Annotated in this window: 12 protein-coding genes; 5 read left to right on the top strand and 7 right to left on the bottom strand. The window is 70.8% G+C overall.

Annotation, left to right across the window (positions count from 1 at the left end; genetic code table 11):
• Positions 1-68: 68 nt before the first annotated feature.
• The 3 genes from AC0VYL_RS03090 to coaA form a co-directional block, all read right to left on the bottom strand.
• Entirely contained in the window at positions 69-2198 is a 2130-nt protein-coding gene (locus AC0VYL_RS03090; protein ID WP_475482264.1) for a HelD family protein, read from the bottom strand.
• A gap of 147 nt (positions 2199-2345) precedes the next feature.
• Entirely contained in the window at positions 2346-2651 is a 306-nt protein-coding gene (locus AC0VYL_RS03085; RefSeq protein WP_475458938.1) for a hypothetical protein, read from the bottom strand.
• A gap of 261 nt (positions 2652-2912) precedes the next feature.
• Positions 2913-3818: a type I pantothenate kinase gene (coaA, locus tag AC0VYL_RS03080; RefSeq protein ID WP_475462921.1), complete on the bottom strand. Its 906-nt coding sequence runs from the start codon at positions 3816-3818 to the stop codon at positions 2913-2915.
• Positions 3819-4150: 332 nt separating this feature from the next.
• On the opposite strand from coaA, the gene glmS reads away from it, so the two are divergent.
• Positions 4151-6004, top strand: a complete 1854-nt coding sequence (gene glmS / locus AC0VYL_RS03075; RefSeq protein WP_475458935.1) for a glutamine--fructose-6-phosphate transaminase (isomerizing) — start codon at positions 4151-4153, stop codon at positions 6002-6004.
• 65 nt (positions 6005-6069) lie between these two features.
• Here the strand turns inward: glmS and AC0VYL_RS03070 are convergent, their stop codons facing one another.
• The gene (locus AC0VYL_RS03070) at positions 6070-6429 is read right to left on the bottom strand and encodes an STAS domain-containing protein (RefSeq protein WP_475458933.1); all 360 of its coding nucleotides are present in this window, start codon (positions 6427-6429) and stop codon (positions 6070-6072) included.
• A gap of 146 nt (positions 6430-6575) precedes the next feature.
• Positions 6576-7127: an ATP-binding protein gene (locus AC0VYL_RS03065; RefSeq protein WP_475482263.1), complete on the bottom strand. Its 552-nt coding sequence runs from the start codon at positions 7125-7127 to the stop codon at positions 6576-6578.
• A 374-nt stretch (positions 7128-7501) separates the two neighbouring features.
• Here AC0VYL_RS03065 and AC0VYL_RS03060 point away from each other — a divergent pair, with 374 nt between their 5' ends.
• A complete protein-coding gene (locus tag AC0VYL_RS03060) occupies positions 7502-8347 on the top strand; it encodes a helix-turn-helix domain-containing protein (RefSeq protein WP_475482262.1) in 846 nt (281 codons plus the stop codon).
• A 456-nt stretch (positions 8348-8803) separates the two neighbouring features.
• On the top strand, positions 8804-9037 hold the full coding sequence (locus AC0VYL_RS03055; RefSeq protein WP_475458926.1) for a DUF397 domain-containing protein: 234 nt from the start codon (positions 8804-8806) through the stop codon (positions 9035-9037).
• Positions 9038-9271: 234 nt separating this feature from the next.
• On the opposite strand, the gene AC0VYL_RS03050 is transcribed toward AC0VYL_RS03055, so the two are convergent.
• Positions 9272-10615: a KamA family radical SAM protein gene (locus AC0VYL_RS03050; RefSeq protein ID WP_475462919.1), complete on the bottom strand. Its 1344-nt coding sequence runs from the start codon at positions 10613-10615 to the stop codon at positions 9272-9274.
• 430 nt (positions 10616-11045) lie between these two features.
• On the opposite strand from AC0VYL_RS03050, the gene plsX reads away from it, so the two are divergent.
• Positions 11046-12122 carry a phosphate acyltransferase PlsX gene (gene plsX, locus AC0VYL_RS03045; RefSeq protein WP_475458903.1) on the top strand — a complete coding sequence of 359 codons (1077 nt, stop codon included), beginning with the start codon at positions 11046-11048 and terminating at the stop codon, positions 12120-12122.
• Between the two features lie 59 nt (positions 12123-12181).
• Here the strand turns inward: plsX and AC0VYL_RS03040 are convergent, their stop codons facing one another.
• Positions 12182-12622, bottom strand: a complete 441-nt coding sequence (locus AC0VYL_RS03040; RefSeq protein ID WP_475482261.1) for a protein-tyrosine phosphatase family protein — start codon at positions 12620-12622, stop codon at positions 12182-12184.
• 99 nt (positions 12623-12721) lie between these two features.
• Between AC0VYL_RS03040 and argS the strand changes: the two genes are divergently transcribed.
• Complete coding sequence (gene argS / locus AC0VYL_RS03035) at positions 12722-14467, top strand: arginine--tRNA ligase (protein ID WP_475482260.1); 1746 nt, start codon at positions 12722-12724, stop codon at positions 14465-14467.
• Positions 14468-14590 lie beyond the last annotated feature (123 nt).

The following is a 14590-nucleotide window of genomic DNA, read 5'->3' as shown; positions in this document are numbered from 1 at the left end:
CGCGCGTCCGTCCGCACCAGATCCGACGACGGAACCGGCCCCGGGGTTGCACACACCTTCCGAAGGGTTCAGGCGAGGGGGTCGGGGAGCGGGCGGGTGTGCACCACGTGCAGGGAGCTCACCGCACGGGTCAGGACCACGTAGAGGCGGTTCACGCCGCGCTCCTCCGCCTCGACGATCGCGGCGGGTTCGGCCACCACCACCGTGTCGAACTCCAGGCCCTTGGCCAGGCTGGCCGGGACCGCCACCAGACGGGCGCCGTCCATCCCGGCATCACCCAGGAGGGGGGCGTCCACCCCCTCGGCGGCCAGGGCCTCGCACAGCTCCGGCAGCTGGTGGTCGGCGGCGATCAGGCCCACCGACCCCTCGCCCCCGAGCGCGCTCCGGCAGGAGTCCGCCAGCGCCGGGGCGATGCCCTCGGCGGCCGGGACCAGCCTGAGGGCGCCCGGGGATCGGCGGACCGCGACCGGCGCGCCCAGCCCCGGGGCGATGGAGGGCAGGAGCCGCGCGGCGAAGTCGATGATCTGCGCCGGCACGCGGTACCCCCGGTTCAGGGCGTGGAGGTGACCGGTGGGCTTGCCGAGGTGTTCCAGCAGCGTCGTCCAGTTGCGGGCCGCCGAGGGGCTGGTGCCCTGCGCGATGTCCCCGAGCACCGTGAGCGAACCCGCCCCGGCCCGGCGGCCGATCGCCCGGCACTGCATGGGGCTCAGGTCCTGGGCCTCGTCCACGACCACGTGCCCCAGTCCCGGGACGCGCTCGATCAGCGCCGTGGCCTCGTCCACCAGGGCCAGGTCCTCCTCCGACCAGAGCGCCGACTTCGGGCCGCGCGGGCTCCCCGGCAGGAGCAGGGCCCGCTGCTCCTCGGCCGTGAGCAGGCCCTCCGCCGCGCGGGCCAGGCGCTCGGGGTCGGTGAGCAGCCCCAGCACCATCCTGAGCGGGTCCACCTTGGGCCACAGTGCGGTGACGGCGGCGCGCACCGCCGGGTCCCGGCGCACCCGGGTGTGGGTGCGGTCGTCGCAGACCTGGCCCTCGGCCTCCATCAGGGTGAGGACGGCGTGCGCCATGCGGTGGGACAGGAGTTCGCGGCCGGACCCGTAGGCCACGCCGCGCTCCGCGAGTTCGTCCAGCAGCGGGCGCAGGTCCTCCGGGTACAGCCGCCAGCGGCGCGAACCCTGACGGACCATCACGGTCTCCTCCGGGGTCCGCAGGTGCGCCCACAGGTCGCGGCGGAGCACCTCGGCCATGACGGCGGAGCCCTTGGTGCGCGCGGCCTCGGGGGTCTCCGTCCGGCGGACCCACCCCCGGGCGGGCCGCAGGCGCTCCGGCAGGTCCCGGGTGAGCAGCTCGTTGACGGTGGTCTGGTGGACGTCCACCTCGCCCAGGGCCGGGAGCACGTCCTGGATGTACGAGAGGAACGAGCGGTTGGGGCCGATGATCGCCACACCGTAGCGAGAGAGGCGCTCGCGTTCGCTGTACAGGAGGAAGGCGATGCGGTGCAGGCCCACGGCGGTCTTGCCGGTGCCGGGAGCACCCTGGACGCACAGGGTGGTCTCCAACGGGGCCCGGACCAGGACGTCCTGTTCCGGCTGGATGGTGGCGACGATGTCGCGCATGGGACCGGTGCGGGGGCGCTCGATCTCGGAGTTGAGGAGCTCGCCGCCCAGAGCGGCCTCGGGGGCGTCCGGGCCGATCATGAGGTCCTCGTCCTCGAACGCGGTGAGGACCGACTCGGGTTCACCGTCCTCGCCGGTCAGGGTGCCGAACCCGTAGCGCCGACGGACCCGCACGTCCATCCGGTCGCTGGGAGAGGCCTGGTAGTAGGCGACGCTGATCGGCGCGCGCCAGTCCAGGACCACGGGGCGGCCCCGGCCGTCATGGACGTGGCGGCGGCCGATGTGGACGCGGTCGGGGTGTTCGGAGGGGGTGTCGTCGAGGAAGACGGTGCCGGGCTCGAAGTCCATCCGCCCGAAGTACAGGGGGGCGCCGGGGACGTCAGCCAGGGCGGCCAGGCGGCGTTCGCGACCGCGCCGCAGGGCGGCGTCGGTGACCTTGTCCTTGGCGGCGTCTCCGAACAGGAGCTCGGTGGCGTCGACCGTCTCGCGCATGCCGCGCAGAGCGGCGCGGGCGTCGCTGAGCGCCCGCCGTTCGGCGATGATCTCGGGGTCGGCGGGCACGGCTGAGGGATCGTTCGTGGTCATGGGGACCTCGTGGTTCGGCGGGACAGGACGCGACCTCACGCGTGCGCGCGGTCCCGCCCCGGTCGCCGCGAGGGCCCGGTTCGTTCCGATCCATGAGCGCGCACCACGACCCGGGGGGTCGGTGATGCCGAACCTGTGAGCCTACAGCTACCAGACGCCGGAGCGGTCCGGGGTGAGCATCGCGTCCTGGACGCTGTCCCAGCGCACACGGCCGAGACCGCCGCCGATCTCCACGTCCTCGATGACGGCGTCGATGGTCCGCCGGTCGTACTCGTCGGTGAGCTCGACACCGCCGTCGCGGTAGTCGGAGACCAGTCCGACCACGTACTGCCGCAGGTCGGTGACGCCTCTGCGGGCGGCGGCGCGGGCCTGTTTGTCCCAGCGAGCGTCATGCGGGATCCATGACGCGACGACCTCGGTGGGGGTGGGGACGTACTCGTTAGGAGTGGCCATAGGGTCACGGTAGCCATGAGGCGGGGAGCACGGGGCCGTTAGCCGGATTGTCCGGCGGGCCGCCGCACCTCGGGCGTCGACGCGCACGCGACCCCGCGAGGACCCCCGCGCCCCGAGGACCCCGCCCCGACTCGGTGCGGAGGGCCCGGGTGTCGTCGAGACCCCTGTGGCCGCATGCGGCCCCGCCCCCGCCGAACGCGCGTCGGCCTCCCCGACCGCGGAGACGGCCGGGGAGACGGCCGGGGGAGACGCGGAACGCGCTCAGGTCTTGCGCAGGCGCACCCGGCTGACGCGGTGGTCGTCGCCCTTGAACAGCACGAGGGTGGCCCGCCCCCGGGTCGGGCGGATGTTCTCCACGAGGTTGACCTCGTTGATGGTCTCCCAGGTGTTGGCGGCGAACTCCAGCGCCTGGGCCTCCTCGATGGTGGTGGCCATGTGGTGGAAGTAGGAGCGGGGGTCGGAGAAGGCGGTGCGCCGCAGCTCCCGGAACCGTTCCAGGTACCAGCTGCGGACGTTGTCCACCTTGGCGTCGACGTAGATGGAGTAGTCGAAGAAGTCAGCGACCGCCAGCCGTCCCGCGGTCGCGGGCTGGAGCACGTTGATGCCCTCGACGATGAGGATGTCGGGGCGGTGCACGGTCTGGCGCTCACCGGGCACGACGTCGTAGTGCAGGTGGGAGTAGACGGGGATGTCGAGGCGGTCGGCTCCGGCCTTCATCTCCGACACGAACCGGACCAGCGCGCGCCGGTCGTAGCTCTCCGGGAACCCCTTGCGGCGCATGAGCCCGCGCGACTGGAGGACCGAGTTCGGGTGGAGGAAGTTGTCCGTGCTGACGAGCTCGACGTCGGGGTGGTTGGGCCACTGGGCGAGCAGGGAGCGCAGCAGGCGCGCCGTGGTGGACTTGCCCACGGCGACGCTGCCCGCCACGCCGATGATGAACGGCGACGGCCGGTCCGACTCCCCGAGGAAGGCGCGCACCGCGGCGTGCCGCTGCTGCGTCGCGCCCACGTAGAGGTTGAGCAGACGGGAGAGCGGCAGGTAGATGTCGCGGACCTCGTCGAGGGAGGTGGGGTCGTTGGTACCTCGCAGGTCGCTGAGGTCGGCCTCGGTCAGGGACAGGGGCGTGGAGGCCCGGAGTGCGGCCCAGGCCGCTCGGTCCAGTTCCACGTACGGCGAGGAGATGCCGTTCTTCGTCGCGTGAGACACGGTTGACCACCTTAGACGAGGCGCTCCCCCACTCCGGGCAGCCGGTCCCCCGATTGTCCGACGCGGGACGGGAACGTGCGGGACACCACACGTACACGCGGGCGACACGCGAGGTTTTTTGGGTGGGTTCGTCGGGGAGGAACCGGTTCCACTCGGCGCCCTCCCCTACCCTCCCACCTGCGTGGTCCACCTCGGATACACCAAATGGTCTATACCGCCACCTGGGAAAATGACTATTGGTATGTACCACTGGTTGGTCGATTCCGGACATCTTTTGGCCTACGCTGGCGCCCATGTGCGGAATCGTTGGCTACGTCGGGCCGCAACCGGCGCTTGAGGTCGTCGTGAACGGCCTCGCGAGGTTGGAGTACCGCGGATATGACTCCGCGGGTGTCGCTGTGCTGGGTGAGGGAACCCTGCGCTCCGAGAAGCGGGCGGGCAAGCTCGCCAACCTGCGCCAGGCCCTGGAGGAACACCCTGTCTCCGGTGAGGGCGCCGGGATCGGTCACACCCGTTGGGCCACGCACGGTGCGCCCAACGACGTGAACGCCCACCCCCACGTCGACAACGACAACCGGGTGGCCGTCGTCCACAACGGCATCATCGAGAACTTCGCCGCCCTCCGGGCCGAGCTGGAGGAGCAGGGCTGCAAGTTCCTGTCCGAGACCGACACCGAGGTCTCCTCCCACCTGCTCAGCAAGGAGCTGGAGCGGCGCGGCGACGGTGACCTGCCCGGGGCCATGCGCGAGGTGTGCAAGCGCCTGGAGGGCGCCTTCACGCTGGTGGCCGTCTCCACCGACGACCCCGACCTGGTCGTCGCGGCGCGCCGCAACTCCCCGCTCGTCGTCGGTCGCGGCGAGGGCGAGAACTTCCTGGCCAGCGACGTGGCGGCGTTCATCGCCCACACCCGCGAGGCGGTCGAGCTCGGCCAGGACCAGGTCGTGGAGCTGCGCGCCGACTCCGTGCTCGTCACCGACTACGAGGGCAACCCCGTGGACGTGCGCGAGTACCACGTGGACTGGGACGCCTCGGCGGCGGAGAAGGACGGCTACGACTACTTCATGCTCAAGGAGATCGTCGAGCAGCCCAAGGCTGTCGCGGACACCCTCCTGGGCCGGGTCTCGGTCGACGGCCAGCTCACCCTGGACGAGATGCGGCTGACCCCCGCCGAGCTGCGGTCGGTCGAGAAGATCGTCATCATCGCGTGCGGCACGTCCTATCACGCGGGCCTGATCGCCAAGTACGCGATCGAGCACTGGTGCCGGATCCCCTGCGAGGTGGAGGTCGCCAGCGAGTTCCGCTACCGCGACCCGATCCTGGACCAGCAGACCCTGGTCATCGCCATCTCGCAGTCCGGCGAGAGCATGGACACCCTGATGGCGGTCCGCTACGCCCGCGAGCAGCGCGCCCGCGTGCTGGCGATCTGCAACGTCAACGGCTCCACCATCCCGCGTGAGTCCGACGGCGTGCTGTACACGCACGCCGGTCCGGAGGTCGGGGTGGCCGCCACCAAGACCTTCCTCACCCAGCTGGCCGCCTGCTACCTGATCGGCCTGTACCTGGCCCAGGTGCGCGGGATGAAGTTCGGTGACGAGATCAACGCCGTGATCGCGCAGCTGGCCACCATGCCGGAGCAGATCGAGCGGGTCCTGGACTCGGTGGAGCCGGTCCGTGAACTGGCCCGCTCCCTGGCCGACGAGAAGACCGTCCTGTTCCTGGGCCGCCACGTGGGCTTCCCCGTGGCGATGGAGGGCGCGCTCAAGCTCAAGGAGCTGGCGTACATGCACGCCGAGGCGTTCGCCGCCGGTGAGCTCAAGCACGGCTCGATCGCGCTCATCGAGGACGGCCTGCCGGTGGTCGTCGTGGTGCCCTCGCCCAAGGGGCGCAGCGTGCTGCACGACAAGATCGTCTCGAACATCCAGGAGGTGCGCGCCCGCGGCGCCCGCACCATCGTGATCGCCGAGGAGGGCGACGAGTCGGTGCGTCCGTACTCGGACTCGCTCATCGAGATCCCGGCGGTGCCGACCCTGCTCCAGCCGATCGTCGCGACGATCCCCATGCAGGTGTTCGCGTGCGAGCTCGCCCTGGCCAAGGGCAACGACGTGGACCAGCCCCGCAACCTCGCCAAGAGCGTGACCGTGGAGTAGGTCGTGACACGTGCGGGGCGCGTCGCACGGGGGTCCTCCCCCGGCGGCGCGCCCCGTTCTCGTGGTCAGTGCAGGGCGTGGGCCGTGTGGCTGGCCCGGGCCGCCACGACGTCGGCGTGGGTGGGCAGCACCCCGTGCAGGTCCAGGACGTCCAGGATGCGGCTCAGCTGGCGGGGCGGGCTCGCGACCAGCAGGTGGCGCTGGGAGCCGGCGGCGATCCGCAGGGCGCCGACCAGGGCGTTGACCCCGGAGGCGTCGATGAAGGCCACCTCGGAGAGGTCCACGACGGTACAGTTCTCGACCACGGAGGAGGCCAGCCGGGCGTACACGCCCTCGGCCGTGGCGATGTCGATCTCGCCCTTGAGGTGGACGACGGACATGCCGTCGCAGCGGAAGCGCTCCTGGTCCGGATCCAGTACGGCCACGCCTTACTCCCGTGTTCGGGGCCGGTGGGGTCTGTGCCGCCGTCGGTCAAATGCCGACATGCCTTGACAGCCTACTCGGACCGGCGGACTCCACAGCTGTCCCGGAACGCGGTCACCGCCCGTTTCCCGAGGAAATCGACGGACCGTCAGAACGGATCAGAACCGCAAATCGCCCAGACGATCTTTCCGTGACCGTCCACGGGATTCCAACCCCATTCGCGACTGAATGCGGCCACCAGCCCGAGCCCGCGCCCCGACTCGGCGAAATGGTGCGCCTCGACCCGGACCGGTCCGCGCGGGTTGGGGTCCGCGACCATGCAGACCACGGCGCCGTCCCGGGGGAACGGCCGCAGCTGGAGGGTGACCCGGGTGTGCTCGGGGAGGTCGTCGGAGACCGCGTGACGGCACGCGTTGCCGACCAGTTCGGAGATGACGAGCCGGAGGTCCTCGGCCAGCCGCGAGAGCCCCCACGCGGACAGGTTGTCGGCGCCGAACTCCCGCGCCGACCGGACCGAGTCCGGTACCGCGCCGTAGCAGGCCGCAGCGCCACCGGGGGCGCGGGTGCTCTCCCCGATGCCCAGTCGGCCGAGCGACGGGTCCCACCACCCGCCCCGGGTCGTCTCGGGCGTGCGCGCCCGGGAGTGCGGACCCCAGGATGCCCCGGCGTGCAGCTCCGAAGGCACCAGCTCTGTGTTCATCACGGTCCTCACGGATGATGTCGGTTCGCGCGTCCGGCCTGCGCCGCGCTCTGCTCCGGCATACGTGTTCCTTACATACGCAAACCACAGATGCACGTGCAGCGCAACGTTCGGCAACACTATAGGAAGCCCTCCCCCTTTCGGTAGGCCCCCTCACGAAGAATTCGTCCGCCCGTCTTCCGGGATTCTCGCCGGTACCCTTCACTGGGGTTCGAATCGGCGCTCGACGCCCCTGTCCCGGAAGAACGACATCGGTATACTGAGCGGTCGCTCCCGCCAATACCACTCCATAGGGAGGCGAAGTGGTAGCAGACCCAACGCCGAACCACCAGGTCACACAGGATTTCCTGGCCAATTCCAGTGGTGGTCCCACCGTGCTGCGCATTCTGCTCGGCACCCAGCTGCGGCGCTTGCGCCAGGAGAAGGGCATTTCCCGGGAGGACGCCGGGTACGCCATCCGGGCGTCCCACGCCAAGATCAGCCGGATGGAGCTCGGCCAGGTCAGCTTCAAGCACCGCGACGTCGACGACCTGCTGAAACTGTACGGAGTGCGGGAGCCGGAGCAGCGCGAGGCGCTGGTCGGGATGATCTCCAGCGCCAACGCCCAGGGTTGGTGGCACAAGTACGGCGACGTGCTGCCGCAGTGGTTCGGCGTCTACGTGGGCCTGGAGGAGGCCGCGTCGGTCATCCGTACCTTCGAGGTCCAGTTCGTGCCCGGACTGCTCCAGACGGAGGCCTACGCCCGCGCGGTGATCCGGCTCTCGCGCACGGCCACCTCCGAGGAGGACGTCAACAGCCGTGTGAACATGCGCATGCATCGGCAACGGCGTTTCACGTCCGCCGAGGGCGATCCGCCGCGCCTGTGGGCGGTCATCGACGAGGCGGTGCTGCACCGTCCCTTCGGTGACCCCGAGGTCATGCGGGAGCAGGTCGAGCACCTGTTGGAGATGGCCAGCCGCCCCAACATCACCATCCAGATCGCCACGTTCGCCATGGGCGGCCACCCGGCCGCGGGCGGCCCGTTCAGCATCCTGCGGTTCCCCACGCCGCAGCTGCCGGACGTGGTCTACCTGGAGCAGCTGAGCAGCGCCCTGTACTTCGACAAGTTCGACGACACCAGCCGCTACGCGCAGACCATGGACCACCTGGCCACCCAGGCTCCCCTCCCGGGCCAGACCCCGGACCTCCTCCAGGACTTCCTCAAGCGCTACGGGGGTTAGGACGGGCCGGTCCGCCGGGCGCCGCCCGCGCACAGCCACCGCGACCGGCCCGCCCCGTCCCCCCCGATCCCCCGCGCCCCGGACCCGCACCCCCCGCGACCCCGTGAACGCCCTGCGTACCCACGGGGTCGCTTTCGTGTCCGCCTTCGGCCACGACTGGGAAACAATCCCGGAACACCGAACCTTCTGCGCCTCCGGCACGTTAGTCCTGACATGCGGTTCCTTCGATGCCATCGCCGTGCACCGATCGGGGGTTGATTACGGATGCAATCACCGATGCACGTGCATGGACTACGCTTTGGCCTCGTATGGGGACAAAGGGATCACCCGCCAATAAACCGCCCGTCCCTGGACAGGACGGACGGTGCCCGGGTGGTCGGGTCCGACGGTCACGGCGTGCCGGAGCCGTCCGCGGACACCCCGCTCACCAGTCCCCGAACTTCCAGGAGGTTGAGGATGCAACCGATCTACAACGGCGTCCCCGCGGACCGGTTGGAGGTCGCATGGACCAAGAGCAGTTGGAGCAACCCGGACGGCAACTGCGTGGAGGTCGCGACCCTGCCCGGCGGTGACATCGCCGTACGCAACTCCCGTGATCCCCAGGGTCCCGCGCTGGTGTACACGCCAGCCGAGATCAGGGCCTTCGTCCGGGGCGCCAAGACCGGCGACTTCGACGCCCTCCTCGACTGACCCGAGCGGTGCCGGACCCGACGCACCGCACCCTTCCGAACCACGGCGCCCGGGGCCCTCATCCCCCACCACAGACCATCCCGGGACCCGTGTCCGCGTCGTCGGCCCCGTGGTCGACACACCCGTCCCACGGCGGCCTCCTTCCGTCCACGACGCGGACACGGACGGAGCCCGGCACCCACCAGGGTGCCGGGCTCCGCTGTTCTCCAGCGCCCGTCCGAACGGGCCCCGCCGCTAGAGGCGGGTCGGGTCGACCAGGCCGTTGGCGCCGACCGGGGCGTTCTCCCACGGGAAGTGGGTGGCTCCGAGGGCGGGCTTGAGGTCGAACAGCCAGGCGGCCTTCTCGTCGTACTTGGCGAAGAAGGGCTGGCCGACCAGTTCCGGGTCGCGCGCCTGGATGAAGTGCAGGACGAAGACCTTCTCTCCCATGATCTCCGTCACGCCGTCCACACAGACCTTGCCCGGGGTCGCGGACATCGACGGGCCGCGCACGGTCCGGGCGAGGCCCGAGACCTTCTGGTACGCGCCCCGGAAGATGTCGTAGGCCTCGGCCAGCGGCACCGCGAAGTAGTCCTGCGGGCCGGTGTCACGCTCGACGAACATGTAGTAGGGCACCATGCCGTGGCGCAGGTGCGTCCGCCACATGTCCTCCCACGTGGCCGAGGAGTCGTTGATCGTGCGGATCAGCGGGGCCTGGGTGCGGATGACCGCCCCCGTGGCGCGGATGCGGCGCACGGCCTCCTGCACGAGCTCGGACTTCATCTCGTTCGGGTGCGAGAAGTGGGCCATGAACGCGAGGTTCTTGCCCGAGGCCACGACCTTCTCGAACAGGCGGAGCGTGTCGTCCGCGTCCGGGTCGGTCGTGAAGCGCTGCGGCCAGTAGGCCAGCGCCTTGGTCCCGATCCGGATGGCCTCCAGGTGCTCGATCTCCAGCAGCGGCTCGATGTAGCGGGAGATGACCCCCTCACCCATGATCATCGGGTCGCCGCCGGTGAACAGGACGCTGGTGACCTCGGGGTGCGAGCGCACGTAGTCGACCATCTGGTCGATCTCGCCGGACGCGAACTTGAGGTCGGCGTCACCGACGAACTGCGCCCACCGGAAGCAGTAGGTGCAGTACGCGTGACAGGTCTGGCCCTGCTTCGGGAAGAAGAGGACCGTCTCCTTGTACTTGTGCTGGATACCCGGGATGGGCTCCTCGTTGCCCGTGGTGGGCACGTTGAGGTCCATCTGCCCGGCGGGGTGCGGGTTCAGCTTGGCGCGGACGCCGTTGGCGGCCTCGTTGAGCTCCTTGCGGCCAGCGCCGGAACTGATGAGGTCCGCGATCCTGGAGACGTCGTCCGCGGGCAGCATGTCGGCCTGCGGGAAGACCAGGCGGTAGATCGGATCGTCGGGAGCGGCGTCCCAGTCGATCAGCTCGTCGATGACGTAGCTGTTGACGCGGAACGGCAGCACGTGCGCGACCGCTTTGACCGCGAGCTGCTCGTCAGCCGCGAGACCGGCTCTCGCCGTGAGCTCGTCAAGGTGTTTCGTCGTGTAGGCACGAAACCGACGTCCGGCGGACGCGGACTGTGCCACGTCTGGCGTTACGCTCACGCCTCTCCTCTCCTGCGGTTGGACAGGGGCCCGCCCTCATGGAGCAGGGCAGCCCTGAGCCGGTGGCTCCGGCATACGGGTACCGGGGAACCACCTGGGGATGAAAAATCAGTTATCGGCTGTGACCAGAGTGTTTCCGGCGGACCAGCCAGCGAGCGGATATACCCCGTCTAGGGGCTTTGTACCCACTCTGCGTAATATCCAGCCCTGACCTGGACATACAGGAAGTATCCTCGCATGACCGCACGAACGTACCGTCCGTAGGCAGCGGCGGAGCGACCCGATAACGTGTCACCACATCACCCCGTGCGGCCCCGAAAGGGCGCGGTCACCCGTGCCGTGAAACGGCGCCGAGCTGCGCGGACGGCACGCCCACCCGCCCACCAGCACCAACCGACCGTGTGAGGAAGCTGTGACTGGCACACCCGACGCGGACGCACCGGTACCGCGTACGTCACCGCCCATCATCGCGGTGGACGCCATGGGCGGCGACAACGCCCCCGGGGAGGTCGTGCGCGGCGCCGTCAGGGCCGTCCGTGAGCTGGGCCTGCGGGTCCTGCTCGTGGGGCGCCGGACCGAGATCGCCGCCCAGCTCGCCGAGGAGGGCGCCCTGCGCGACGTCCCGGTGGTGCACGCCGAGGACAACCTCGCCATGGACGAGGGGGCCCTGGCCAGCTGGCGCCGGCCCCGCTCCAGCGCCGCGGTGGCGTGTCGGCTGATCCGGCGGGGCGACGCCGACGCCCTGGTCTCGGCGGGTTCGACCGGCGGGATCGTGGCCACCTCCACGGTGCGGCTGCGAACCCAGCCCGGGGTGCTGCGACCGGCCCTGGCCGTGACCCTGCCGACCGGACCGGTGCCGACGATCATGGTGGACGCCGGGGCCAACGCCGACGCCAAGCCCGAGATGCTGGTCCAGTTCGCGCACCTGGGGTGCGCCTACGCGCAGACCGCCTTCGGGGTGGAGCGGCCCCGCGTCGGCGTGCTCAACATCGGTTCCGAGCCGGGCAAGGGCAACAAGCTGATCCGCAGGGCCAGCGAACTACTGGCCGCCGAGGGATCCGAGTCCATGGACTTCCGGGGCAACATCGAGGGCCACGACCTGATGCTCGGCAGGGTGGACGTGGTGGTCACCGACGGCCACACCGGCAACGTGGCGCTCAAGACCATCGAGGGGACCGCCGCCTTCACGATGAACGCCGTCAAGGACGCCCTCACCTCCTCCACCATGGCCAAGGCCGGGGCGGTGCTCCAGCGCGGCGCCCTGCGCAGGCTGCGGGAGCGGTTCGACAGCGAGACCTACGGCGGCGCCGCCCTGCTGGGCCTGAACGGCACCGTGGTCATCGCGCACGGGGACAGCCACCCGGAGGGCATCGCGCAGGCCTGTCGGCTCGCCCACGACCTGGCGGGCGGGCGGATCGGTGACCAGATCCGCCGCCGGGTGCCCCAGCGCTCCCCGCACTGGCTCCACCGCCGCTCCGAGGAGCGCTGACCCGGATCCGGGCGGCCGCGCCCGGTCCGGTCCCGGGACTCGTTCAGCCCCGGAGCCGTTCAGTCCCGGGAGGCTCCGAAGGCCCGCACGTAGGCCTCCTGCTCGGGGGTCTCCACCGCGTGCGGGGAGTAGTGCTCGCGTACGAAGGACACGGCCTCGTCGGCGGGCACCCCGTCCAGCACCGCGAGGCAGGAGAGCGCGGTCCCGGTCCGGCCCCGCCCGCCCAGGCAGGCCAGCTCCACCCGTTCCCCGTCGGCGCGCTCCAGGGCCTCGCGGAACCCCGCGAGGGCGTCCTCGTCCTCGGCGGGCAGTCCGAAGTCCGGCCAGCGCACCCAGCGGGCGGACCACAGGAAGGTCGGCGGCTCGTGCTCCAGCAGGTAGACCCCGAACCCCGGTGTCGGACCCTGCGGCAGCGGGTAACCGAGGCCCCTGCCACGGACCAGGCGGCCGGAGGGCAGTCTCAGCACGCCGGGGGTGTCGGGGTTCCACGCTTCGCTCATGGAGGGGAGCGTATCCGGCGGAGCCCCGGCGAATCGGCGTCCGGGAGGACCGTTTGAAACCTGTCGGGAAGGGGATAGGCGGTCGGTAGTCTTAGGGGCATGGCCGACCCGCAGGAAGTACTCTCGCGACGGGTCCAGTCCGCCCTCGGCGCCGCCTTCGGCCCCGAGTACGCCGACACCGATCCCGTCGTCCGCCCGTCCCAGTTCGCTGACTACCAGGCGAACGCCGCACTCGCGCTCGCCAAGCGCCTGGGCCGCAAGCCCCGCGAGGTCTCCGCGGCGATCATGGAGCACCTCGACGTCGCTGACGTGTGCAGAGACATCGAGGTCAGCGGGCCGGGCTTCATCAACCTCACGCTGCGCGAGGACTGGATCGCGGACCAGGCGCGCCAGCTCCTCGACGACCCGCGCGTGGGCGTTCCGGTCCAGGAGCGCCTGAACATCCCGGTCGACTACTCCGCGCCCAACGTGGCCAAGGAGATGCACGTCGGCCACCTGCGCACCACGGTGGTGGGCGACTCCCTGGCCCGCACCCTGGAGTTCCTGGGCCACAACGTCATCCGGCAGAACCACATCGGTGACTGGGGCACCCCCTTCGGCATGCTCATCGAGCACCTGCTGGAGGCCGGGGAGGACTCCGAGGAGGCCGACCTCCTCACCACGGACCCCAACGCCTTCTACCAGGCGGCCCGGACCAAGTTCGACTCCTCCGGCGAGGGCGCGGACGACTTCGCCGCCCGCGCGCGCCGCCGGGTGGTCGCCCTCCAGAGCGGGGACGAGGAGACGCTGCGCCTGTGGCGCGAGCTGGTGGGCCTGTCCCGGGTCTACTTCAACAAGGTCTACGCCAAGCTGGGCGTCACCCTCACCGACGAGCACCTCGCCGGTGAGAGCAGCTACAACGCGATGCTCGCGGACGTGTGCGACGAGCTGGAGTCCAAGGGCATCGCGGAGATCAGCGACGGCGCCCTGTGCGTGTTCCTCGAAGGCTTCACCGGCCGCGAGGACAAGCCGGTCCCGCTGATCGTCCGCAAGAGCGACGGCGGCTACGGCTACGCCACCACGGACCTGGCGACCGTCCGGTACCGGGTGGACGACCTCAAGGCCGACCGCATCCTGTACGTGGTCGGCGCCCCGCAGGCCATGCACTTCAAGATGGTGTGGGCCACCGCCCGCGCGGCCGGATGGCTGCCGGAGAGCGTCGAGACCACGCACGTGCAGATCGGCAACGTGCTGGGCCCGGACGGCAAGATCCTGCGCACCCGCAGCGGCGCCCCGGTCCGGCTCGTGCAGCTGCTGGACGAGGCGATCGAGCGGGCGGCGGCCGTGGTCGCGGAGAACCGCCCCGACCTGGACGCCGAGAGCCAGGCGGAGATCGCCCGCAAGGTCGGCATCGGCGCGGTGAAGTACGCGGACCTGTCGGTCTCGCACGACACCGAGTACGTGTTCGACTTCGACCGCATGCTGGCGCTGACCGGGAACACCGGCCCGTACATCCAGTACGCGCAGGCCCGGATCCGCTCCATCTTCCGCAAGGGCGGGGTGGACCCCCGGTCCGTCGACGGGCGGATCACCGTCTCCGAGGGCTCCGAGCGGGACCTCGCGCTGAAGCTGCTGGGCTTCGGGGCCGTGGTGGAGCAGGTGGGCGACCACCTCCAGCCGCACCGGCTGTCCACGTACCTGTTCGAGCTGGCGCAGACGCTCACCGCGTTCTACGAGCACTGCCCCGTGCTGACGGCCCGGACCGACGCCGAGCGCGAGTCGCGGCTGGCGCTGGTGTCCGTGGCGCTGCGCGTGCTGGTCCAGGGGCTGGACCTGCTCGGCGTGGAGTCGCCCGAGCACATGTAGCGCGTCGGCGCGTGTACGTCGGGAGGGTCGGGGCCACGGGCTCCGGCCCTCCCTTCGTGTGTGCGGCTCTCCGCCCCAAGGGGGCTCCCGGTCGGGGCGAGTCGAAAGTCTCGCCGCAGGTCA

The organism is Nocardiopsis sp. iso_238 (genome assembly GCF_056173325.1).
Note: the sequence above shows the minus strand (reverse complement) of the source record. Positions and strands in the feature narration are given on the sequence as shown.

Bases quoted from the DNA above. Each gene is read 5' to 3' on its own strand.
- AC0VYL_RS03090 (WP_475482264.1), bottom strand. From the start codon at position 2,198: ATGACCACGAACGATCCCTCAGCCGTGCCCGCCGACCCCGAGATCATC.
- AC0VYL_RS03085 (WP_475458938.1), bottom strand. From the start codon at position 2,651: ATGGCCACTCCTAACGAGTACGTCCCCACCCCCACCGAGGTCGTCGCG.
- glmS (WP_475458935.1), top strand. From the start codon at position 4,151: ATGTGCGGAATCGTTGGCTACGTCGGGCCGCAACCGGCGCTTGAGGTC.
- AC0VYL_RS03065 (WP_475482263.1), bottom strand. From the start codon at position 7,127: ATGAACACAGAGCTGGTGCCTTCGGAGCTGCACGCCGGGGCATCCTGG.
- AC0VYL_RS03055 (WP_475458926.1), top strand. From the start codon at position 8,804: ATGCAACCGATCTACAACGGCGTCCCCGCGGACCGGTTGGAGGTCGCA.
- AC0VYL_RS03040 (WP_475482261.1), bottom strand. From the start codon at position 12,622: ATGAGCGAAGCGTGGAACCCCGACACCCCCGGCGTGCTGAGACTGCCC.
- argS (WP_475482260.1), top strand. From the start codon at position 12,722: ATGGCCGACCCGCAGGAAGTACTCTCGCGACGGGTCCAGTCCGCCCTC.